Source organism: Siccirubricoccus deserti, assembly GCF_014283215.1.
GTDB classification, from domain to species: Bacteria; Pseudomonadota; Alphaproteobacteria; order Acetobacterales; family Acetobacteraceae; genus Siccirubricoccus; species Siccirubricoccus deserti.
Window position 1 is genome coordinate 38,635 of the sequence record NZ_JACOMF010000005.1, and the last position, 21,062, is coordinate 59,696.

The window sequence follows — 21,062 nt, forward strand, 5'->3', positions numbered from 1 at the left end:
CGATCAGAAAGAGCAGGTAAAGTAGGACTGCAAGGGGGCTACATCAAGGGTTCCAGCCCGCAGTGCAGCAATCGCATGCACCGCCGCCCGCGCTCCGGCCGCCGTGGTGTAGTGCGGGACGCCATGCGTCAGGGCGGAACGACGGATGTCGAAACTGTCAGCCACGCTCTGCCCGCCGCCGGTGGTGTTGATCACCAGCTGGATTTCGCCGGATTTGATGGCATCCACGCAATGCGGCCGGCCTTCCAGCACCTTGTTCACCACCTGGCAGGCCAGTCCGGCATCCCTGATGCGGGCGGCGGTGCCGCGGGTGGCGAGAACGGTGAAGCCCATATCGGTCAGTCGTCTGGCCAGCACCACCGCCGCCGCCTTGTCGCCCTCCTTCACCGAGATGAAGGCGGTGCCGCTGGCCGGCAGCTTCACACCGGCGCCGAGCTGGGCCTTGGCGAAGGCGCGCTCGAAGGAAGCGTCGAGGCCCATCACCTCGCCGGTGGATTTCATCTCCGGCCCAAGAATGACGTCGACGTTGGGGAAGCGGTTGAAGGGAAAGACCGCTTCCTTCACCGCGACGTGGCGGCTGACCGCAGCATCGTCCAAGTCGAACTCCGCAAGTCCGGCCCCGGCCATCACCCGCGCGCCGATCTTGGCCACCGGCACGCCGGTGGCCTTGGCAACGAAGGGCACGGTGCGCGACGCCCGCGGATTGACCTCGAGCACGAAGATCTCGCCGTCCTTCACCGCGTATTGCACGTTCATCAGCCCGCGCACCTTCAGCGCCTTGGCCATGGCTTCGGTCTCGGCCTTCAGTTCGGTAACGATAGCCGGCGGCAGGGAATAGGGCGGCAGGGAGCAGGCGCTGTCGCCGGAGTGGATGCCGGCCTCCTCGATATGCTCCATCACCCCGGCGACATAGACCCGGCCATGCGCATCGGCGATGCAATCCACATCCACTTCGATCGCATCGGCCAGGTACTGGTCGATCAGGATCGGGTTCTCGCCGGAGACCTTCACCGCCTCCTGGCCGAAACGCAGCAACTGTTCACGGTTGTGGGCGATCTCCATCGCCCGGCCGCCGAGCACGTAGCTCGGCCGCACCACCACCGGGTAGCCGATGCGCTCCGCCTCGACTACCGCTTCGTCCAGATTGCGGGCGATGCCGTTTTGCGGCTGCTGCAGCCCAAGGCCCTTCAGCAGCTGCTGGAAGCGCTCGCGGTCTTCGGCGATGTCGATGCTGTCGGAGGAGGTGCCGAGGATCGGGATGCCCGCCTTGTGCAGCGCCTGCGACAGCTTCAGCGGCGTCTGCCCGCCATACTGCACGATGCAGCCGAGCAGCTCGCCCTTCTCCTGCTCCTTGCGGATCAGGGCGATGACGTCCTCGCTGGTCAGCGGTTCGAAATACAGCCGGTCGGAGGTGTCGTAGTCGGTGCTGACCGTCTCCGGGTTGCAGTTGACCATGATGGTCTCGAAGCCGGCGTCCTTCAGCGCGTAGCAGGCGTGGACGCAGCAATAGTCGAACTCGATGCCCTGGCCGATGCGGTTCGGCCCGCCGCCGAGGATGACAACCTTCTGCCGCCCAGTCGGCCGGGATTCGCATTCCGGCGCGCCATACCCGCCCTCATAGGTCGAGTACATGTAGGGCGTCTCGCTGGCGAATTCCGCGGCGCAGGTGTCGATGCGCTTGTAGACGGGCTGCACGCCGAGCGCGGCGCGCGCCGCCTCCACCGAAGTCTCCGCCACGCCGGCGAGCTGCGCCAGCCGCTTGTCGGAGAAGCCGAGCGCCTTCAGCCGGCGCAGCCCGAGCGCGGATTGCGGCAGGCCATGTATCTTCACCTCGGCCTCGGCAGCGATGATCTTCTCGACCTCGCGCAGGAACCAGGGATCGAATTTGCTCGTCTCGGCGATCTCAGCCAGCGGCACGCCGGCGCGCATTGCCTGCGCCGCCATCAGGATGCGGTCGGGCCGCGGCGTCGCCAGCGCGGCGTGGAAGGCCTGGGCGCTGCCGTCGCCAAGCGCCGCCACCTCATCGAGGCCGGAGAGGCCGGTCTCCAGGCTGCGCAGCCCCTTCTGCAGCGCCTCCGCGAAGCTGCGGCCGATCGCCATCGCTTCGCCGACCGACTTCATGCTGGTGGTGAGGGTCGCCGGGGTGCCGGGGAATTTCTCGAAGGTGAAGCGCGGGATCTTCACCACCACATAGTCGATGGTCGGCTCGAAGCTGGCCGGCGTCACCATGGTGATGTCGTTGGCCAACTCGTCCAGTGTGTAGCCGACGGCGAGCTTGGCCGCGACCTTGGCGATCGGGAAGCCGGTAGCCTTGGAGGCGAGGGCGGAGGAGCGCGAGACGCGCGGGTTCATCTCGATGATGACCATGCGGCCATCGGCGGGGTTGATGCCGAACTGCACGTTGCTGCCGCCGGTATCGACGCCGATCTCGCGCAGGCAGGCGATGCTGGCATCGCGCATCCGCTGGTATTCCCGGTCGGTCAGGGTCAGCGCCGGGGCGATGGTCACGCTGTCGCCGGTGTGCACGCCCATCGCGTCGAGATTCTCGATCGAGCAGATGATGATGCAGTTATCCGCGGTGTCGCGGACCACCTCCATCTCATACTCCTTCCAGCCGAGCACGCTCTCCTCGACCAGCACCTCGGTGGTCATCGAGGCATCGAGGCCGGCGGCGACGATCTGCTCGAACTCCTCCTTGTTGTAGGCGATGCCGCCGCCGGTGCCGCCAAGGGTGAAGCTCGGCCGGATGACGCAGGGCAGCTTGACCAGATCGAGCGCGGCGCGGGCTTCCGCCATGGTGTGGGCGACGGCGCTGCGCGGGCTCTCGATGCCGATCTTGGTCATGGCATCGCGGAACTTCAGCCGGTCCTCGGCCTTGTCGATCACCTCCGCCTTGGCGCCGATCAGCTCGCAGCCGAATTTCTCCAGCACCCCGGCTTCGGCCAGCTTCAGGCTGGTGTTCAGCGCGGTCTGCCCGCCCATGGTCGGCAGCAGCGCGTCCGGGCGTTCCTTGGCGATGATCTTCTCGACCATCTCCACCGTGATCGGCTCGATGTAGGTGGCGTCCGCCAGCCCGGGATCGGTCATGATCGTCGCCGGGTTGGAGTTCACCAGGATCACCCGGTAGCCCTCCGCCCGCAGCGCCTTGCAGGCCTGGGCGCCGGAGTAGTCGAACTCGCAGGCCTGGCCGATGACGATCGGGCCGGCGCCGATGATGAGGATGGATTTGATATCGGTGCGCTTCGGCATGGCTATCGGTCCGGATCAGTTGGAAGGGCCACCGCGCGCCGCTTCGCGCCGGGCTGCGAGGAGCAGCGGCGCCAGCAGCAGCAGGTGGCAGGCGAGGATGAGGAGGATGGCGGGGAGCGGCTCGCCCGGGGCGGCGGTGCCGGCGCCGATGGTGTTGACGACGAGGCCGATGCCGAAGGCACGCCAGGCGGCTTGGCGCGGCGGCATCATGCGGCGGAACAGCATGGCCAGGATGGCGAGCGAAAGCCCTGTCCAGGACAGGGCAAGCAGGGTGATGAACACCAATGTCACGGGCTGTGGCTTTCCGTCGCCAGCTTCACCGCCAGCAGGCCGAGCGCCGCACCCAGCACCCAGCGCTGCACCGCCATCCAGCCCGGCCTGGTGCCAAGGAAGCGGGCGGTGCCGGCGGCGCCCCAGACCAGCAGCGCGTCGAAGGCAGTGCAGATGGCGATCTGCACGGCGCCGAGCAGCGCCGCCTGGGCGAAGGCATTGCCCCGCGCCGGGTCGAGGAAGGGCGGCAGCACCGCCATGTAGAACAGCGCCACCTTCGGGTTGAGCGCCGCGGTGGCGAAGCCAACGGCGAACAGCCGTGCGGCCGGTTCCCGCGGCATCGGCCGCGGCGCGAAGATCGGCTGGCCGCCCGGCCGCAGGCATTGCCAGGCGAGGAAGCCGAGATAGGCGGCGCCGCCGAGCCGCAGCACGTCCCAGGCATAGGGCACGGCGAGCAGCGCCGCGGTGATGCCCGCTGCGGCGCAGAGCATGATCGCCAGCGACCCGACCTGGCAGCCGATGAGCGAGACCATCCCGGCGCCCGTGCCCTGCGCGAGCGAGCGCGAGACGAGGTAGAGCATGTTCGGCCCTGGTGTCAGCGCAAGGCCAAGCGACAGGGCGGCGAAGACCAGCAGGGTTTCGAGGGTGGGCATCGGCGCCTGCCGCTCAACTATGCCTCAGCCGTTTACCGAGAAGCCGCCATCCACCGGGATGGCGACGCCGGTGATGAAGGCGCTGGCGTCACTGCCGAGGAAGGCCGCGATCCCCTCGAAATCGCCCGGCGTGCCCCAGCGGCCGCTTGGCGTTCGTGTCATCACATTGTCGTTGAGCGCCGGCATGTCGCTGCGCGCCTTACGCGTGAGCTCGGTGTCGATCCAGCCCGGCAGGATGGCGTTCACCGTGATGCCGTCCGGCGCCCAGGCCACCGCCAGCGACTTGGTCAGCTGCACCACCCCGCCCTTCGACGCCGCATAGGCGATGTGCAGCGGCAGGCCGAAGATCGACAGCATGGAGCCGTTGTTGATGACCCGCCCATGCCCGCCTGCCTTCAGATGCGGGTGGGCAGCCTTGGCGGCGAGGTAGGTGCTGGTCAGGTTGGTATCCAGCACCTTGTGCCAATCGGCTTCCTGGTAGCTCTCCGGCCGGTTGCGGATGTTGATGCCGGCGTTGTTCACCAGCACGTCCAGCCGGCCGAAACGGGCAACGGTGGCCGCCACTATCGCCTCGATGCTGGCGGCGCTGGTCACGTCGACCTCCACCGCCGCCGCCGTGGCGCCGAGCGCCTGCAACTCCGCCACCGCCGCGGCATTCTTCGCCGCATTGCGCCCGGCGACCATCACCGCCGCCCCGGCCCTGGCCAGGCCACGGGCGAAGCCGAGGCCGATGCCGCCATTGCCGCCGGTGACCAGGCCGACACGGCCCTGCAGGTCGAACATGCTCACGCCCCTCCCTTGTGTTCCTCGATCAATGCCACGAATCGATGGAACAGGTGGTGGCTATCGGTTGGGCCGGGGCTCGCCTCCGGGTGGTACTGCACCGAGAAGGCCGGCATGTCGGTCGCTGCCAGCCCTTCGTTCGAGCCGTCGAACAGGCTGACATGAGTCACCCGGACATTCGCCGGCAGGCTGTCCCCGGCGATGGCGAAACCGTGATTCTGGCTGGTGATCTCCACCTTGCCGGTGGCGAGCTCCTTGACCGGCTGGTTGGCGCCGCGATGGCCGCGGTCCAGCTTGTAGGTCTTGCCTCCCAGCGCGAGGCCCAGCAGCTGGTGGCCGAGGCAGATGCCGAAGACCGGCACCCGCTTCTCCAGCACGCCCTGGATCGCCGGCACGGCGTATTCGCCGGTCGCCGCGGGGTCGCCCGGACCGTTGGAGAGGAATACGCCATCCGGGTTGTGGCGCAGGATCTCCTCGGCCGTCGCCGTCGCCGGCACCACGGTGACGTCGAGCCCGGCCGAGGCGAGGCAGCGCAGGATGTTCCGCTTGGCGCCGTAATCCACCGCGACGACCTTGTGCTTCGGCGCGGTCTGCCGGCCGAAGCCCTGCGGCCAGGCCCAGGTCGTCTCATCCCAGCCATAGGCTTGGCGGCAGGAGACCTCCTTGGCCAGGTCCATTCCCTCCAGCCCCGGCCAGGCGGCGGCGGCGGCCCGCAGCGCGGGAAGGTCGAAGACGCCATCGGCGGGGAAGGCGATGATGCCGTTGGGCGGCCCGCCGTCGCGGATGCGGATGGTCAGGGCGCGGGTGTCGAGCCCGCTGATCCCCGGCACGCCATGCGACTTCAGCCAGTCGTCCAGGTGGCGGGTGGCGCGGTAATTCGCCGGCGCGGTCAGATCCTGCTGCACCACCATCCCGCGCGCCGCCGGCGTCACCGCCTCGATATCCTCGGGGTTGGCGCCGACGTTGCCGATGTGCGGGAAGGTGAAGGTGATGATCTGCCCGGCGTAGGAGGGGTCGGTCAGTGTCTCCTGGTAGCCGGTCATGCCGGTGTTGAAGCAGACCTCGGCCGGGGGCGCGCCGGTCTTCGGCGTATGCGCGCCGAAGCCGCGGCCCCAGAGCACGCTGCCATCGCCGAGCACGAGGCATGCGGTGGCGCCGGCGGGGGGCTCGGCGCCCGGCTGCGGGGCGGCATCATCGGGCATGGGGGTCTCCGCACGAGTGTCGGGTGCGCCGGGCAAATCCCGCAGCGCAAGGCCGGTGGCGGCCAGGATGGTAGGCCAGTGGCGGGGCGGGATGGCCCGGGTCTGGCGCCATTTGCGCACCGCCTCTGTGCCAATGCTGCAACGCTGCGCCGCGGCCTCGGGGCCACCGAGCAGGGCGATGATATCTTCGACCGTCCGCATGGGCGGAATATGTGGGAAAAAACTTCCCAGATCAAGCCAAACCCGCGTGGGTGGGAAATACATTCCCTCCCGGCGCGGCGTGATGTTCGCCCGGCCCGGCGCCATGCTACAGGCGCCGCCCCCGATGCGCGATCGCTCAAGGCCGGACCAATCGAGGGCGTGAATCGCGCGACCACCCATATGGTTGGAGCCTGCTTGCTCGCGGTTGAGGCAAGCAGGATCCAGCCACCTGCACCGGAGACCACCATGGCCGAGGATCTGCGCAGCCGCTTCACCGAAGCCCTGAAGGCCTCGATGATCGCCAAGGACGCCGCCCGCACCTCCACCCTTCGCATGATCACAGCGAAGCTGAAGGATGTGGACATCGCCGCCCGTCCCTCCGGCGTCGACAGGGTACCGGATGAGCAGATCACCGCCATGCTCCGCGGCATGGTGAAGTCGCGGCGGGAAAGTGCCGAGCTTTACCGCCAGGGCAACCGGCCGGAGCTGGAGGCGAAGGAACTCGCCGAGATCGCCGTCATCGAGAGCTTCCTGCCGCAGCAGATGGATGAGGCGGCGATGCAGGCCGCGGTGCGCGAGGCGGTGGCCGAGGCCGGCGCCACCAGCGTGAAGGAGATGGGAAAGGTGATGGCGGTGCTGCGGGCGAAGCACGCCGCAAGCCTCGACATGGCCAAGGCGGGGCCGCTGGTGAAGGCGGCGCTCGGCGGGTAGGGGCGCATCGCTTAGGGTGGGTTCAGGCTGACCGTACCGGCCAGCCCGACCCTGCTCCGGCCACGCCCCAACCAACCGCACGTCACGCGTGGGCTTGATCTGAGCATCCGTTTATTCGGCAACAACAGATAGTTAGAGATGGCCGGGTAAGCCCGGCCATGACGAATAAGGGGAGTGGTCTCGTTCAGGCGGCGCCGGGTGCCCTCAGGCCGCCCGCAGCCGGTCGAGGAACACCCCCATGTCGCGCTGCAGCGCCGTGGTCCGTTCCGTGGTCTGCCGCGCCGCCTCCAGCAAGGTTGCCGCCTCGCCGTCGATCTGCCGCGCCGCCTGCCGTACCGAGGCAGCACGGCCGCCGAGTTCCGCGGTTTCCTGTGCCGCGGTGGCGGCGCTGCGGGCGATCTCGGCGGTCGCCCCGCTCTGTTCGTCCACCGCCGCGGCGATCTGTCCGGCGATGGCATTGGAGCGGTCCACCGTTTCGCCGATGCCGCGGATGGTCGCCACCGCCTGGGCAGTCGCCGCCTGCATGGCGGTGATCTGGGTGCCAATGTCCTCGGTCGCCTTGGCGGTCTGCGCGGCCAGCGCCTTCACCTCGCTCGCCACCACGGCGAAGCCCTTGCCGGCCTCGCCGGCGCGGGCCGCCTCGATCGTCGCATTCAGCGCCAGCAGGTTGGTCTGGCCGGCGATGTCGCCGATCAGCCGCACCACCTCGCCGATCCGCCCGGCACCCTCGGCCAGGGCCCGCACCGTGCCGTCGGTGGCCCGCGCCTCCTCGGCGGCCTGGCGGGCGGTGGCCGCCGCCTCCGCCACCTGGCGGCTGATCTCGCGCACCGAGGCGGCCATCTCCTCCGCCGCCGCGGCCACCGCCTGAACCCCGCCATCGGCGCGCTCCGCCGCGCCGGCCACCGCATCGCCGGTGGCGCCGGCCTCGGCCGAGAGGCTCTGCAGGCTGGCCGCGGTGCCCTCCACCCCCTGCGCCGCCGTGCCCAGGGTCGCCAGCGCCTGCCGCGCCGCAGTCTCGAAGGCTTCCGCCGCTGCCGCCCGCGCCTCGCCGCGCCGCGCCCGGGCCTCCGCCGCCTCCCGTGCCGTGGAGGCCGCCGTGGCCGCCTCGATCATCGCCGTGCGCAGCCGGTCGGCGGAGCGGGCCATGCGGCCGAACTCATCCTGCCGGCCGATGTCCGGCACCGGCTGGTCCAGCGCCCCGCCGGCGATCGCATCCAGCGCGCCGGCCATCCGGGCCGCCGGGGAGACCACGCCCCGGCGCACCGCGGTGAGGCCGAGGCCGAGTGCCAGCGCCACCAGCGCCGTCGACAGCCCGGACCGCAGCCAGGCCTCGTGCCCCGTACTGGCGGCGAGCGCCGCCCCGATGGCGGCGGAATCCCGGGCGGCGGCACCGGCGGCGCCGTCCAGCGCCCGGTTCAGCGCCTGCCGGCTGGACCGCGCGGTGGCATCGGTGATGACCCGTTCCGCTGCCGCCATGTCACCGGCCTCGGCCAGCCGGGCGCCCTCGGTGCGGATGGCGGCGAAGCTGCGGGCGGCCTCGGCCAGAACGGTGTGGGACGCCATGGTCGCGGGCGTGGCCAGCGTGGCCCAATGCCGCATGTCGGCGTCCAGCAGTTGCAGCCGTTCCCGCAGGCTGCGGATGAAGGGGCCACGCTCCGCTGCGTCCTTGGCCATCAGCACGCCGCGCGCCTCGGCGACCGAGGCATGGACGTGCCCATTCACCTGGGCCGCCAGCCGGGCGGCTTCCGCCGCTCGCGCCGCCTCGGCCAGCGCCGCCCGCTGCGAACCGGCGGCCAAGACGCTGGCGGTGCCGCTGCCGAGCGCGGCCAGGGCCAGAAGGCCGAACACCACATAAAGACGGGTGGCGAGCGAAGTCCGGAACAGGCCAAGCATGGGGCATCCTCTGTGCGCAGGGATGCGGAGAATGCGGCCTTGGCGTGAATGCCCGGTTAGCGCGTGACTCCGCGCGACAGACCAGCGGCTGCTGCGGATTGCGTGCGGCCATGTGCGCAATCCGCAGCAGCGATGGTGGCCGGCGGCGCCGGCGGCGCTATGCTGGTGGCACGCCATGGCACTCCCCCCCGCCTTCCTTGAGGAGTTGCGTGCCCGCACGCCGCTGCCCGGGCTGATCGGCCGCAAGACCCGGCTGATCCGCAACGGCCGGCAGTGGAAGGCCTGTTGCCCCTTCCACAATGAGAAGACGCCAAGCTTCTACGTCTACGACGACCATTTCCACTGCTTCGGCTGCGGCGCCCATGGCGACGCCATCACCTTCCTTATGCGTGCCGAAGGTGCCGCCTTCCCCGAGGCGGTGGAGCGGCTGGCCGCCGAGGCTGGCATGGAGGTGCCGAAGCCCACCCCCCAGGCCGCGGCGCGGGAACGCCGGGCGCGTGACCTCTATGCGGTGCTCGCCGCGGCCGAGGCCGCCTATCGCCGCCGGCTGCGCCTGCCTGAAGGTCGCCCGGCGCTGGACTACCTGAAGCGCCGGGGGCTGTCCGACGACACCATTGCCCGCTTCGGTCTCGGCTGGTCCGGCGAGGGCCGCGGCGCGCTGGCGGCGGAGCTGAAAACCGAGGGGATCGAGCCGGCCCAGCTGGTCGCGGCAGGGCTGATGAAGCCGCGCGACCCGGACCGGCCGGAAGCGGGCCTCGTCGACATGTTCTTCGGCCGGGTGATGTTCCCGATCCGCGACCGCCGCGGCCGGGTGATCTCCTTTGGCGGCCGGATCCTCGGCGATGGGCAGCCGAAATACGTCAATGGACCGGAAACCGAGCTGTTCCAGAAACGTCACAGCCTTTACGGGCTGGATCTGGCCCGGGAAGGGGTGTTCCGTGGTGCGACCTTGCTGGTGGTCGAAGGTTACATGGATGTCATCGCCCTGCACCAGGCCGGCTTCAACGGCGCGGTCGCCCCGCTCGGCACCGCGCTGACCACGGAGCAGCTGGAAGCCTTGTGGCAAATCTCGCCCGAGCCGGTGCTGTGCTTCGACGGCGATGCTGCCGGCGCCCGCGCCGCCGGCCGCGCCGCCGAACTGGCGCTGCCGCTGCTGGCGCCGGATCGCAGCCTGGCACTGGCGGCACTGACCGGCGGCGAGGATCCCGATACGCTGATCCTGAAGGGCGGCCCTCAGGGCTTCCAGGCGGTGATCGATGCCGCCAAGCCGCTCTCGGTAGCGTTATATGATTTTTTGACGGAGGGTCGGCCACAGGCGACGCCGGAGCAGCGTGCGGCGCTGCGTCACCGGCTGGAAGCCGCGGCGCGGGCGATCCCGGACAAGGCGTTGGCCAGCGAGTACCGCCGTACCCTGCTCGACCGGCTGTTCGCCGCCGGGCGGCGGCCTGCCCCGGCGCGCGGCGCGGCCTCTCGCGGCGCCTGGAAGCGCGAGCCGCCGATGGGCGTGCCCGGCATCCGCCGCCTGCCGATCGACCCGCCGGCGGTCCGGCTGGAGCGGGCCCGCAACCTGCTTGCCATCCTGCTGCGCCATCCCGTCCTGCTGCCGGAAGTGGAGGAGTCCCTGGCCAGTCTCGACCTGCCGGAAGGGGATTGCACGGCGCTGCGGTCGGCGCTGCTGGCATGGCTTGGCCAGGCTGATGTCCTTGACTCCGCAGCCTTGATGGACCAACTCGCCCAGGGTGGACTTGAAGCCGTGGCCGCCTGGGTTGTGCGACCACAGGGTCTTAGCCAAGCGGCACACCCGGATGCGCAACCTGCGGAGGCGCTGGACGGCTGGTGGCACTTCTTCGGACTGCTGCGCGGCGAAGCGGAATTGATCGAGGATCAGGCCCAGGCCCAGCGCCTGCTGGTGGAGACCAACGATGCGGTCGCCCAGCAGCGGCTTATTCGCCTATCCGAGGCGCTGGCCGCCCTCCGTGGCGGCGACCCGGACCAGGGGCTGCGCGGACCATAGGGTAGAGAGAGCATTTGCACAGGCATCCCGAGGACCGGGGCGTCTGACGCAGCAACGGAGCGTACGGCATGGCGAGCAAGGCCGCGAACGGCACGGATACGGTCGAAAGCCGCGACGATGCGGTCGATGGTGTGCTGATCGACACCATGCAGGCGGCCGTCAAGAAGTTGATCGCCCGCGGCAAGGAACGGGGCTACGTCACCTATGACGAGGTCAATGCGGTGCTGCCGCAGGACCAGGTTTCCTCGGAGCTGATCGAGGATACGCTGGCGATGCTGAACGACCTCGGCATCAACGTCGTCGAATCCGAGGAATCCGAGGATGGCGAGGCAGCGCCGGTCGCCAAGCCCGCTACCGAGGACAAGGAAAAGGAGGAGGACGAGGAAGGCGGCGGCAATGTCGACGAGGAGAGCCTCGGCCGCACCGACGACCCCGTCCGGATGTACCTGCGCGAGATGGGTTCGGTCGAGCTGCTCTCGCGCGAGGGCGAGATCGCCATCGCCAAGCGCATCGAGGCCGGGCGGGACATGATGATCGGCGGGCTCTGCGAGAGCCCGCAGACCTTCAAGGCCATCATCGCCTGGCATGACGCGGTCAAGGAAGGCCGCATGCTGCTGCGCGACGTCATCGACCTGGAGGCCACCCACGCCGGCGACAACCCGGACGCCGCCGCACCCGACCCGAACGAGGAGTTCGAGGAAGGCGAGGAGGGCGAGGGGCTCGGCCTGTCGCTCTCCGCGCTTGAGGAGAAGCTGAAGCCCGAGGCGCTGGCCGCCTTTGAGGCGATCGAGGCGACCTACAGCAAGCTGCAGAAGCTGCAGCTCAAGCGGATGGAGGCCTATACCGCCGGCGAGGACCTGCAGGGCCGGTCGGAGAAGACCTACGAGAAGCAGCGGGCCGAGTTGGTGGCGCTGGTGCAGAAGGTGCACCTGCACAACAACCGGATCGAGGAACTGGTTGAGCAGCTCAAGCAGATCAACCGCAAGCTGACGGCCCTGGAAGGCCAGGTGCTGCGGCTGGCCGAGAGCGCCAAGGTGAAGCGGGAGGAATTCCTGCAGAACTGGCGCGGCAGCGAACTCGATCCCGGCTGGTTCGAGCGGCTGGGCAAGCTGAACGGCAAGGCCTGGAAATACTTCATCACCCGCTCCCGCGACGACGTGGAAGCGGTGCGGGCGCAGATGGCGGCCATCGCCAACGAAACCAGCCTGCCGATCGCCGAATTCCGCCGGGTCTACGCCACCGTCTCGCGCGGCGAGCGCGACATGACCCAGGCGAAGCGGGAGATGATCGAGGCCAACCTCCGCCTCGTCATCTCCATCGCCAAGAAATACACCAACCGCGGCCTGCAATTCCTGGACCTGATCCAGGAAGGCAACATCGGGCTGATGAAGGCGGTCGACAAGTTCGAGTATCGCCGCGGCTACAAGTTCAGCACCTATGCCACCTGGTGGATCCGCCAGGCGATCACCCGCAGCATCGCCGACCAGGCGCGGACCATCCGCATCCCGGTCCACATGATCGAGACGATCAACAAGCTGGTCCGGACCTCCCGCCAGATGCTGCACGAGATCGGCCGCGAGCCGACGCCGGAGGAACTGGCCGAGAAGCTCGGCATGCCGCTCGAGAAGGTGCGCAAGGTCCTGAAGATCGCCAAGGAGCCGATCAGCCTCGAGACGCCGATCGGCGACGAGGAGGACAGCCACCTCGGCGACTTCATCGAGGACAAGGCCGCCATCATCCCGCTGGATGCCGCCATCCAGTCCAACCTGCGCGAGGCGACGACCCGGGTGCTCTCCTCGCTCACGCCACGCGAGGAGCGGGTGTTGCGGATGCGCTTCGGCATCGGCATGAACACCGACCACACGCTGGAAGAGGTTGGCCAGCAATTCAACGTGACCCGCGAGCGCATCCGCCAGATCGAGGCGAAGGCGCTGCGCAAGCTGAAGCACCCGAGCCGCAGCCGCAAGCTGCGCAGCTTCCTCGACAACTGATGCGCCTCGACGCGGTCACCCCGGTCGCGGTCGATGTGACCTTCCTGCGCATGGACCGCCGGCCGGTGGATATTGCGCCGCCGCTGCCGGCCGATGCGCGGCTGGAGCGGCTGGCGCGCTGCACCGTGCCCTTCTACCGTTACCTCTATGACACAGTCGGCTATCGCTATGTCTGGTGGCTGCGCCGGACGGTGCCGGATGCGCATCTGGCCGAACTGCTGGCCGACCCGGCGGTCTCGATTCATGTACTGTACCGTGGCGGCGAGCCTGCCGGCTTCTACGAGCTGGACCGGCGCCATGGCGCAATGGTTAACCTCTCCTACTTCGGCCTGCTGCCGCATGCGGTGGGGCATGGGTTTGGCCGGGCCTTCCTGCGTGCCGCGGTGGACGACGCCTGGCGGGATGCCCAGCGCGGTGTCACGGTGAACACCTGCACCGCCGACCACCCCCGTGCCCTGCCGAACTACCTGGCCGCGGGCTTCATCCGGCTGCGGACCGAACGGGAGATCTGGAACGTGCCGAACCGGCTCGGCCTGCCGATCCCGGAGCGGCTACGCGCAGGCTGAGCATCGCGCCGGCGGCAGCGCAGAGGTGTAACGGCGGCAAGCGGCCATTGTGCCTGGCCACCATCGGGCCCATATGAAGCGCGTCAACCCGTCCGGTTCGGCCTGTTTCGTCTCGCTCCCCCAGGGGCACCGAGCCTGGTTTCCGTCCTGAGAGGCAGATTGGCCCGTCCTGCGACGTTCGCGGGATGGCACCCTTGCATGATGGGAATCCCCGCATGTCTACCGGTACTGTGAAGTGGTTCAACGCGACCAAAGGCTACGGCTTCATCCAGCCTGAGGAAGGCGGGGCCGATGTCTTCGTCCATATCTCCGACGTCCAGCGTTCCGGCCTCACCGGCCTGCAGGACGGCCAGCGCATCAGCTTCGAGGTGCAGCGCGGCAATCAGGGCAAGCTGTCCGCCTTCAACCTGACGGCCGAGTAAGCCCGTCGTGGGGCGGCACCCGGCCGCCCCACGCATCGGCCCATCAAGGAGGACCATCGCCGCATGGCACCGCACCTCTACAATGTTGGGCAGAACGTCGAATTCGTGCCCGGCCGCTACGACAGCAATGTCCCGCGTGGGCTCTACACCGTGGTGCGGCAGCTGCCCGGCCCGGCGAACGACCGTGAGTACCGGGTGAAGCACAAGCAGGATGGGCATGAGCGCATCGTGCTGGAAAGCCAATTGCGGAGCGGCCCGCCGGCGCCGCTGGGCTGACAGGAAACGGGGGACATCATGGCACGCAGACCGAATTATGGCCAGCAGCGGGCCGAGGTGAACCGCGGCAAGCAGGCGAAGCAGGAAGCCAAGCTGAAGGAGCGGGAAGAGGCCGTCGCCCGACGCAAGGCCGAACGCGACGCGGAACAGGGCAGCGCCGCGCCGCCGCGTGACGAGGATGCCAAGGCCGAGTAGCGGGTTCCCCGCTGACCTTATTCATATCGGCCGAAGGAAACACGACCATGGCCAAGCGCCGTGATGACGGCAAATGGGTGCTGTTCGACGTCTACTACGCCGATGGCAGCCGCAGATCGAACCGCAAGGTGCCGACGGATTTGCTCGGCGGGCTCGATGGCGACGCGCCGGCCCGTACCGAGATCGAGGAGCAGGACCGGCGCATCGCCGAGGCTTCCGGCAAGCCACAGTTGGAAATCGAGAGGCTGGTGCGCGCCGCTGCGAAATAGCCCGGCACCGGGCATGAAAAAGGGCCGGCGGATCTCCGCCGGCCCTTTTCCGTTGGACGCCCCGGCTCAGCTGTGCGCCAGCATCGCCAGCAGCAGCAGCGCCACGATGTTGGTGATCTTGATCATCGGGTTCACCGCCGGGCCGGCGGTGTCCTTGTAGGGGTCGCCCACCGTGTCGCCGGTCACTGCGGCCTTGTGGGCCTCGCTGCCCTTGCCGCCATGGTGGCCTTCCTCGATGTACTTCTTGGCGTTGTCCCAGGCGCCGCCGCCGGTGGTCATGCTGACCGCGACGAAGAAGCCGGTGACGATCACGCCGATCAGCATCGCCCCCAGCGCCTCGAAAGCCGCGGCCTTGCCGGCGATGGCCTGCACCCCGAAGTAGCAGACCAGCGGGGAGAGAACCGGCAGCAGCGAGGGGATGATCATCTCCTTGATCGCCGCCTTGGTCAGGATGTCGACGGCGCGGCCGTAGTCCGGCCGGTCACGGCCTTCCATGATGCCGGGCTTCTCGCGGAATTGCCTGCGCACCTCCTCGACCACGCTCATCGCCGCGCGGCCGACCGCCGTCATCGCCATGCCGGCGAAGAGGAAGGGCAGCGCACCGCCGAACAGCAGCCCGGTCACCACATAGGGCGAGGAGAGGCTGAAGGTCAGCGTGCCGATGCCCTGGAAATACGGGTAGGTCGCCGCATTCGCCGCGAAGTAGGCCAGGTCCTGGGTATAGGCCGCGAACAGCACCAGCGCGCCGAGGCCCGCCGAGCCGATCGCATAGCCCTTGGTCACCGCCTTGGTGGTGTTGCCGACGGCGTCCAGCGCATCCGTCGTGACCCGGATCTCCTTCGGCAGCCCGGCCATCTCGGCGATGCCGCCGGCGTTGTCCGTGACCGGCCCGAAGGCATCCAGCGCCACCACCACGCCGGCCAGCGCCAGCATCGTCGTCACCGCGATGGCGATGCCGTAGAGCCCGGCCAGGTTGTAGCTGATCAGCACGCCGGCGATGATGATCACCGCCGGGACCGCCGTGCTCTCCATGCTGACGGCGATGCCGCGGATCACGTTGGTGCCATGGCCGGTGACGCTGCTCTCGGCGATCGCCTGCACCGGGCGGAAGTTGGTGCCGGTGTAGTATTCGGTGACGACGATGATCAAGCCGGTCACCGCCAGCCCGACGACGCCGCAGAGGAACAGCGAAAAGGCGCTGAAGCTCGCGCCGGCCGCGCTGATCGTGCCGCTGCCGAACACCAGATAGGTCAGCGGCAGCAGCGCCACCAGCGACAGCAGGCCGGTGACGATGAAGCCGCGGTACATCGCCCCCATGATGGAGTTGTTGGCCGGCAGCTTGACGAAATAGGTGCCGGCGATGGAGGTGATGACGCAGACCGCGCCGATGGTCAGCGGGAACAGCATGCCGGCCGCCAGCATGTCGGCCGGGAAGGCGATGGCGGCCAGCACCATGGTGGCGACCATGGTCACCGCATAGGTCTCGAACAGGTCGGCTGCCATGCCGGCGCAATCGCCGACGTTGTCGCCCACATTGTCGGCGATGGTGGCGGGGTTGCGGGGGTCGTCCTCGGGGATGCCGGCCTCGACCTTGCCGACCATGTCGCCGCCGACGTCGGCGCCCTTGGTGAAGATGCCGCCGCCGAGCCGGGCGAAGATGGAGATCAGCGAGGCGCCGAAGCCGAGGGCGACCAGCGAATCGATCACCAGCCGGTCATTCGGCGCATAGCCGCCGAGCGACACCAGGATGAAGAAGTAGACCGCGACGCCGAGCAGGGCGAGGCCGGCCACCAGCAGCCCGGTGATGGCACCCGACTTGAACGCCACGTCGAGGCCGGCGGCAAGCGAGGTGGTGCTGGCCTGGGCGGTGCGCACATTGGCGCGGACCGAGACATTCATGCCGATGAAGCCGGCCAGGCCCGACAGCAGCGCGCCAATCAGGAAGCCGATCGCGACGGTGATGCCGAGCGTCACCACCACCAGCACGAAAAGCACCACGCCGACGATGGCGATGGTCATGTACTGACGCTTCAGATAGGCCTGGGCGCCTTCCTGGATCGCCCGGGCAATCTCCTGCATGCGGGCGGTGCCGGCGTCCAAGGCCATCACCTGCTTCGCGGTGACCACGCCATAGGCGATGGAGGCCGCCCCCAGCAGGATCACCAACAATAGAGTCAAGGTCATCTAAGCCGCACCCCCCCTTTTGCGCGCCCTTCGCATCTCCGCGCGGGCGCAGTGAAGGAAGGCTATGCGGGCCGCCGCAGTGGCGCAACGGTGGCGGTGGCGCCAGCATCCTGGCCTCGCCATGTTGCCGCCACACCCGCCCGGCAATTGGATGTTGCTCATGGTCCGGTCCGGAAGCCCGGATCGCGGGCAGTGGGCGAGGCGGCCTGGCGGCAGGCCGGTGGGGGCGAGGATGGAACGACGGGTGCTGCTGGCTGCGGGGCTGGCTGGGGCGATGCAGGGACTTGGCCCGAATCCGGCCATGGCCCAGGGGGCAGGGCCGGCGCTGGTGGAGAAGAAGGTGTTCGCGCCGGGCGCCTATCGGACCCGCGGTGGCGCCACCATCCCGAACCTCCGGCTCGGCTATCAGGCCGCCGGCAGGCTGAATGCCACGGGCGACAACGCCATCCTCATCTGCCACTTCTTCAGCGGCAACAGCCATGCCTTCGGCCAGCTGGCGGCGAATGGCCCGATGGGGTGGTGGGATGCGATCATCGGCCCGGGCAAGCCGATCGACACCGACCGCTATTTCGTCGTCGCCGTCGACACGCTGGTGAATGTGAATGTCCCGGATGCCGGCACCGTCACCACCGGCCCGGCGAGCCTGAACCCGGACACCGGCCGGCCCTGGGGCATGGGGTTCCCGGTGGTCTCGATGCGGGATTTCGTCGAGACGCAGAAGCTGCTGCTGGACAGCCTCGGGGTGAAGCGCCTGGCGCTGGTGGCGGGCCCGTCCAATGGCGGGCTGCAGGCGATCGAATGGGCCGCCGCCTACCCGGATTTCGTGGCGCGGGTGATGCCGGTGATCGCCGCCGACATCGATGCCTGGATGCAGGGCTGGCTCGACATCTGGGAAGCGCCGATCCGGCTCGACCCGAATTGGCGGGACGGCGACTACTACGGCGCCGGGCGCGAGCCGCCGCTGCGCGGCCTGGCCGAAGCCTGGAAGATCGTCACCCTGCATGCCCGCGACCGGCTTTGGGCGAAGCAGTACGACCGGACGCTGCCGGAGGGCCAGGATCCGGCGCGGCGGATCGGCGACCGCTTCGGCATCGAGCGCTGGCTGGACGACGCCGCGGCGGTGCGGGCGAAGACCTCGGACGCCAATTCCTTCCTCTACATGGTACGGGCCAACCAGCTCTTCCTGAACGAGCACCCGAGCCTGGAAGCGGCGATGGCGCAGGCGGCGCCGCGCTGGCTGGTGGTGCCGTCGCCGACCGACCGGGTGTTCCTTATCGAGGGCGTGCGGGCGTTCATCGAGGTGCTGCGCAAGGCTGGCAAGCAGGTGGAGACGGCGGAGGTGACGGGCAGCCTCGGCCATCTGAACGGGGTGGTGGCGATGGCGCCGGTCGGGGAGCGGATCCGGGAATTCCTGGCGAAGTAGAGGCGAGGGCGCCTACCCCAGCGCCCGCTGCGGCAGCGCCTTCCGCTCCAGGTATTCCAACCGTGCCCAGAGGTCATCCTCGCGGCAGACCATCAGGCTGCCGACGCCGATGCCCACCTGCCGTGCCGGCAGGCCCCCTGCCGCCGGCACGGTCACGCCAGGGCCGGGTTCGAACTCCACCACCAGCTCCTGGTCCGCCCTGGCTTCCACCGCCAGGGTGCAGAACAGCCGCTCGCCGGCCGCTGTCTCCAGGCGCCGGAAGGCGCCGGGCGGGTTGCCGGCCAGATAGGCGCGGACCGCCACCCGGCAGGGCTGCGGTGGCGCCTGCAGCTCCAGCGTCACCCGCAGCGGGGTTCCCTCCAGCCCCGGCGGCAGCGGCAGGCGCAGCCGCGCCGGCCCGGCCGGGGTGGTCCAGACGCCCCAGGGTTCCAGCCGGTCCCATCCCGGGCCCTCGCGCAGCGCATCGGCCACCGCCATCGCCTGGCGCGGCTCGGTGCCCGGCAGCAGCCGCAGCTCATGGATCTCGCCCAGGCGGAAACTGAGCCGGCCGAAGGGCGGTGGCAGCGCCTCCCGCACCGCGCCGATGTGGTCCAGCAGCTGCCGGGCGAGGTCAGGCCAGCGGCGCAGCCTGACCTCGCGGCGGATGCGCGCCTCGGCCTCCTGCCGGAAGCCTGCATCGAACATCAGCTGCTCCAGCCGGGCCACCAGCTCCGGCTCGCTCTGCGGGGCGAAATAGAGGGCGCCGGCGCCACCCGCCTCGCGCAGCGCGGAATGGTCCGGCACCACCGGCACCTTGCCATGCGCCAGGCTCTCGGTGACCGGCAGGCCCCAGCCCTCGTAGAAGCTGTTGTACACGGTGAAGAGGCAGTCGCGGTACAGCGTCTCCAGCATCGTGTCGGGCACGTTGTGCAGTAGCCGAACCTTGGCGCGCAGCGTGGCGGAATTGGCATGCAGCGCCAGCGCCGCCTCGGCCAGCCAGCCACGCTTGCCGATGCAGACGAGGTCCGGCACCGCCTCCGCCCCGTGCCTGCGCACCAGGCTGAGCCAGGCGTTCAGCACCAGCAGGTGGTTCTTGCGGCTCTCGATGGTGCCGACGAAGAGCACGAAGGGCGGGGCGCCGGCGGCGGCAGGCGCGGGGTCAGGCGCCGGCCCGGCATCGGCGGCATCCAGCGGCAGGACGAGGGCGGGAATGTCGAGGTTCGGCAGCAGCCGCCGGAGCTGGGTGCGGAAATCCGCCCGGGTGCATTCCGAGTTGGTCAGCACCGCATCGGCGTGCAGCACCATGGAGGCGAACCAGCGGGCGAATTCCTCGACCAGCGCCGCGGAGCAATGCTCCGGTACGATCAGCGGGATGCAATCGTGCACGAAGGGGATGTAGCGCAGGCCGAAGCACGCCTTGGCCTCCCGCACCCGCCGCAGATAGTCCGGGATCCACCAGGAGGTGCCGAGGTTCACCAGATGGCCGCCCTCGGCGAAGGCCAGCGGCGGGGCCTCCCGCAGCAGCGCCTGCACCTCGGCCATGGCGCCGGCCCAGGCCGGATCGCCGATATCGGTGCCGCTGCGCGACAGCGCGGCAAGGCGGAGGAAGAGTTCCCCCGGCAGCGCCACCCAGACGCCGCGCATGGGGTCGAAGGCGGCCGCGGCGGCGGCGCAATCGGCGGCGCCGGTCAGCGCCTCGCGGATCAGGCTGAGCTGGACCCGCTGGATGCCGGTCGGGGCCCGGTTGTGGCGGAAGTAATCGAGCAGGTCGGAGGCATCGAAGACCACGGCAAGCCGTGTCGGCGCGGCACCGGCAGCCTTGGCCAGGGGGATGACGGCAGCCGGCGGGGCGGGTGGCGGCGGCGCGACGATGACCGGTGCCCCGGGTTCGGCCGAAGCGGGCGACGGCGCCCGCGTGTCGCCTGGCCCCACCATCAGCAATTCCTGGCGGGCGGCGGCATTGCCGGGGTCGAGGGTCAGGGCGCGGGCATATTCCTCCAGCGCCTCCTCCTGCCGGCCCAGCAGCTTCAGCGCGTGGCCGATCTGCAGATGCAGGTCGGCATCCTCCGGTTGCAGGCGCTCGGCCTCCCGGTACAGCAGCAGGGCCGCGCGAGGGTCGCCCGCTTCCTTCATGCAGTGGCCGTACTGGACCCAGATCGGCCAGTCGTCACCGCGCAGGCGGAGGTAGCCGGCGTAGGCCTGCGCCGCTTCGGCCCAGTCGCGCCGGTCGCGTAGCGAATCCGCCCGGGCCAGCAACTCCGCCGGGTTGATCGCGTCGGACGGCGCAGGTGGCGACGCATGCATGTCCATGAGGACACTCCTCAGGGTAGAAGCCTGTCGCGGCAAGGTGAAGAAACCGCCAACAGGTACGCTCTACCTGGGTATCGCGCCGGCGCGAACTCGCGGCTTCGCGAGAGACGGCGGGGCTGCGGCTCGACGGTGGGCGGAACCGCGGCCTGAGGTCAGCCGAAAGCCAGCAGGATCCCGACCAGAATGGGCGACAGGAGCAGCAGGATGGCCATGGCGCGCAGCATCAGGGCGGCGAGGTCGAGCACCCGCATCGCCAGAATCTGGCGGAACGGTTCCGCCGTGCCCCGAAGGGCCTCAGCGTCCAACCTGCCGCTGGCAAGCCTGTGGGTGATCCGTGCCACGTTCGCATCCAACATCCGGAACGGGATTAAACGCCTGAGACATTCCCTCTTCAAGCGACATCGTAAAAATATCGGAGCATTGAAGAGGGCTTGCGCGCCCCAGGCTACACGTGGCGGTGTGGTGCGATGC

18 protein-coding genes are annotated in these 21,062 nt (G+C 69.5%); 9 read left to right on the forward strand and 9 right to left on the reverse strand.

Features of this window, described 5'->3' with window-relative positions; translation table 11 throughout:
• Nucleotides 1-3: 3 nt before the first annotated feature.
• The 5 genes from carB to carA are packed head-to-tail and all read right to left on the reverse strand — an operon-like array spanning nucleotide 4 to nucleotide 6,358.
• Entirely contained in the window at nucleotides 4-3,249 is a 3,246-nt protein-coding gene (gene carB / locus H7965_RS06210; RefSeq protein ID WP_186769691.1) for a carbamoyl-phosphate synthase large subunit, read from the reverse strand.
• A 15-nt stretch (nucleotides 3,250-3,264) separates the two neighbouring features.
• Complete coding sequence (locus H7965_RS06215; RefSeq protein ID WP_186769692.1) at nucleotides 3,265-3,540, reverse strand: hypothetical protein; 276 nt, start codon at nucleotides 3,538-3,540, stop codon at nucleotides 3,265-3,267.
• Complete coding sequence (locus H7965_RS06220) at nucleotides 3,537-4,172, reverse strand: LysE family translocator (protein ID WP_186769693.1); 636 nt, start codon at nucleotides 4,170-4,172, stop codon at nucleotides 3,537-3,539. The genes H7965_RS06215 and H7965_RS06220 overlap by 4 nt, the downstream gene beginning before the upstream one ends.
• 24 nt (nucleotides 4,173-4,196) lie before the next feature.
• A complete protein-coding gene (locus tag H7965_RS06225) occupies nucleotides 4,197-4,955 on the reverse strand; it encodes an SDR family NAD(P)-dependent oxidoreductase (RefSeq protein WP_186769694.1) in 759 nt (252 codons plus the stop codon).
• A 2-nt stretch (nucleotides 4,956-4,957) separates the two neighbouring features.
• Nucleotides 4,958-6,358: a glutamine-hydrolyzing carbamoyl-phosphate synthase small subunit gene (gene carA, locus H7965_RS06230; RefSeq protein WP_186769695.1), complete on the reverse strand. Its 1,401-nt coding sequence runs from the start codon at nucleotides 6,356-6,358 to the stop codon at nucleotides 4,958-4,960.
• 246 nt (nucleotides 6,359-6,604) lie between these two features.
• Between carA and H7965_RS06235 the strand changes: the two genes are divergently transcribed.
• Nucleotides 6,605-7,069 (forward strand): GatB/YqeY domain-containing protein, encoded by a 465-nt coding sequence (locus H7965_RS06235; protein WP_186769696.1) that lies wholly within the window; start codon nucleotides 6,605-6,607, stop codon nucleotides 7,067-7,069.
• Nucleotides 7,070-7,273: 204 nt separating this feature from the next.
• On the opposite strand, the gene H7965_RS06240 is transcribed toward H7965_RS06235, so the two are convergent.
• The gene (locus H7965_RS06240; RefSeq protein ID WP_186769697.1) at nucleotides 7,274-8,962 is read right to left on the reverse strand and encodes a methyl-accepting chemotaxis protein; all 1,689 of its coding nucleotides are present in this window, start codon (nucleotides 8,960-8,962) and stop codon (nucleotides 7,274-7,276) included.
• A gap of 175 nt (nucleotides 8,963-9,137) precedes the next feature.
• Between H7965_RS06240 and dnaG the strand changes: the two genes are divergently transcribed.
• The 7 genes from dnaG to H7965_RS06275 all read left to right on the forward strand — a co-directional run bounded on the left by dnaG (nucleotide 9,138) and on the right by H7965_RS06275 (nucleotide 14,695).
• Nucleotides 9,138-10,976, forward strand: coding sequence for a DNA primase (gene dnaG, locus H7965_RS06245; protein ID WP_186769698.1), 1,839 nt, complete (start codon nucleotides 9,138-9,140; stop codon nucleotides 10,974-10,976).
• Between the two features lie 68 nt (nucleotides 10,977-11,044).
• Entirely contained in the window at nucleotides 11,045-12,967 is a 1,923-nt protein-coding gene (rpoD, locus tag H7965_RS06250) for an RNA polymerase sigma factor RpoD (RefSeq protein WP_186769699.1), read from the forward strand.
• Nucleotides 12,967-13,533 (forward strand): GNAT family N-acetyltransferase, encoded by a 567-nt coding sequence (locus H7965_RS06255; RefSeq protein ID WP_186769700.1) that lies wholly within the window; start codon nucleotides 12,967-12,969, stop codon nucleotides 13,531-13,533. The genes rpoD and H7965_RS06255 overlap by 1 nt, the downstream gene beginning before the upstream one ends.
• Nucleotides 13,534-13,748: 215 nt before the next feature.
• Entirely contained in the window at nucleotides 13,749-13,955 is a 207-nt protein-coding gene (locus tag H7965_RS06260; RefSeq protein WP_186769701.1) for a cold-shock protein, read from the forward strand.
• Between the two features lie 63 nt (nucleotides 13,956-14,018).
• Nucleotides 14,019-14,231, forward strand: a complete 213-nt coding sequence (locus H7965_RS06265) for a hypothetical protein (protein WP_186769702.1) — start codon at nucleotides 14,019-14,021, stop codon at nucleotides 14,229-14,231.
• An 18-nt stretch (nucleotides 14,232-14,249) separates the two neighbouring features.
• Nucleotides 14,250-14,426 (forward strand): hypothetical protein, encoded by a 177-nt coding sequence (locus H7965_RS06270; protein ID WP_186769703.1) that lies wholly within the window; start codon nucleotides 14,250-14,252, stop codon nucleotides 14,424-14,426.
• A 47-nt stretch (nucleotides 14,427-14,473) separates the two neighbouring features.
• Nucleotides 14,474-14,695 (forward strand): hypothetical protein, encoded by a 222-nt coding sequence (locus H7965_RS06275; RefSeq protein ID WP_186769704.1) that lies wholly within the window; start codon nucleotides 14,474-14,476, stop codon nucleotides 14,693-14,695.
• A 66-nt stretch (nucleotides 14,696-14,761) separates the two neighbouring features.
• Here H7965_RS06275 and H7965_RS06280 read toward each other — a convergent pair whose 3' ends face one another.
• The gene (locus H7965_RS06280; RefSeq protein ID WP_186769705.1) at nucleotides 14,762-16,879 is read right to left on the reverse strand and encodes a sodium-translocating pyrophosphatase; all 2,118 of its coding nucleotides are present in this window, start codon (nucleotides 16,877-16,879) and stop codon (nucleotides 14,762-14,764) included.
• Nucleotides 16,880-17,111: 232 nt separating this feature from the next.
• Here H7965_RS06280 and H7965_RS06285 point away from each other — a divergent pair, with 232 nt between their 5' ends.
• A complete protein-coding gene (locus H7965_RS06285) occupies nucleotides 17,112-18,302 on the forward strand; it encodes an E22 family MetX-like putative esterase (RefSeq protein WP_186769706.1) in 1,191 nt (396 codons plus the stop codon).
• A gap of 12 nt (nucleotides 18,303-18,314) precedes the next feature.
• Here the strand turns inward: H7965_RS06285 and H7965_RS06290 are convergent, their stop codons facing one another.
• Nucleotides 18,315-20,591 carry a glycosyltransferase family 4 protein gene (locus H7965_RS06290; RefSeq protein ID WP_186769707.1) on the reverse strand — a complete coding sequence of 759 codons (2,277 nt, stop codon included), beginning with the start codon at nucleotides 20,589-20,591 and terminating at the stop codon, nucleotides 18,315-18,317.
• Between the two features lie 152 nt (nucleotides 20,592-20,743).
• A complete protein-coding gene (locus H7965_RS06295; RefSeq protein ID WP_186769708.1) occupies nucleotides 20,744-20,932 on the reverse strand; it encodes a hypothetical protein in 189 nt (62 codons plus the stop codon).
• Nucleotides 20,933-21,062: the final 130 nt, after the last annotated feature.

Coding starts and splice junctions, on each gene's coding strand:
- carB (WP_186769691.1), bottom strand. CDS start 3,249: ATGCCGAAGCGCACCGATATCAAATCCATCCTCATCATCGGCGCCGGC.
- H7965_RS06220 (WP_186769693.1), bottom strand. CDS start 4,172: ATGCCCACCCTCGAAACCCTGCTGGTCTTCGCCGCCCTGTCGCTTGGC.
- H7965_RS06225 (WP_186769694.1), bottom strand. CDS start 4,955: ATGTTCGACCTGCAGGGCCGTGTCGGCCTGGTCACCGGCGGCAATGGC.
- carA (WP_186769695.1), bottom strand. CDS start 6,358: ATGCGGACGGTCGAAGATATCATCGCCCTGCTCGGTGGCCCCGAGGCC.
- H7965_RS06235 (WP_186769696.1), top strand. CDS start 6,605: ATGGCCGAGGATCTGCGCAGCCGCTTCACCGAAGCCCTGAAGGCCTCG.
- H7965_RS06240 (WP_186769697.1), bottom strand. CDS start 8,962: ATGCTTGGCCTGTTCCGGACTTCGCTCGCCACCCGTCTTTATGTGGTG.
- dnaG (WP_186769698.1), top strand. CDS start 9,138: ATGGCACTCCCCCCCGCCTTCCTTGAGGAGTTGCGTGCCCGCACGCCG.
- rpoD (WP_186769699.1), top strand. CDS start 11,045: ATGGCGAGCAAGGCCGCGAACGGCACGGATACGGTCGAAAGCCGCGAC.
- H7965_RS06255 (WP_186769700.1), top strand. CDS start 12,967: ATGCGCCTCGACGCGGTCACCCCGGTCGCGGTCGATGTGACCTTCCTG.
- H7965_RS06260 (WP_186769701.1), top strand. CDS start 13,749: ATGTCTACCGGTACTGTGAAGTGGTTCAACGCGACCAAAGGCTACGGC.
- H7965_RS06265 (WP_186769702.1), top strand. CDS start 14,019: ATGGCACCGCACCTCTACAATGTTGGGCAGAACGTCGAATTCGTGCCC.
- H7965_RS06270 (WP_186769703.1), top strand. CDS start 14,250: ATGGCACGCAGACCGAATTATGGCCAGCAGCGGGCCGAGGTGAACCGC.
- H7965_RS06275 (WP_186769704.1), top strand. CDS start 14,474: ATGGCCAAGCGCCGTGATGACGGCAAATGGGTGCTGTTCGACGTCTAC.
- H7965_RS06280 (WP_186769705.1), bottom strand. CDS start 16,879: ATGACCTTGACTCTATTGTTGGTGATCCTGCTGGGGGCGGCCTCCATC.
- H7965_RS06285 (WP_186769706.1), top strand. CDS start 17,112: ATGGAACGACGGGTGCTGCTGGCTGCGGGGCTGGCTGGGGCGATGCAG.
- H7965_RS06290 (WP_186769707.1), bottom strand. CDS start 20,591: ATGGACATGCATGCGTCGCCACCTGCGCCGTCCGACGCGATCAACCCG.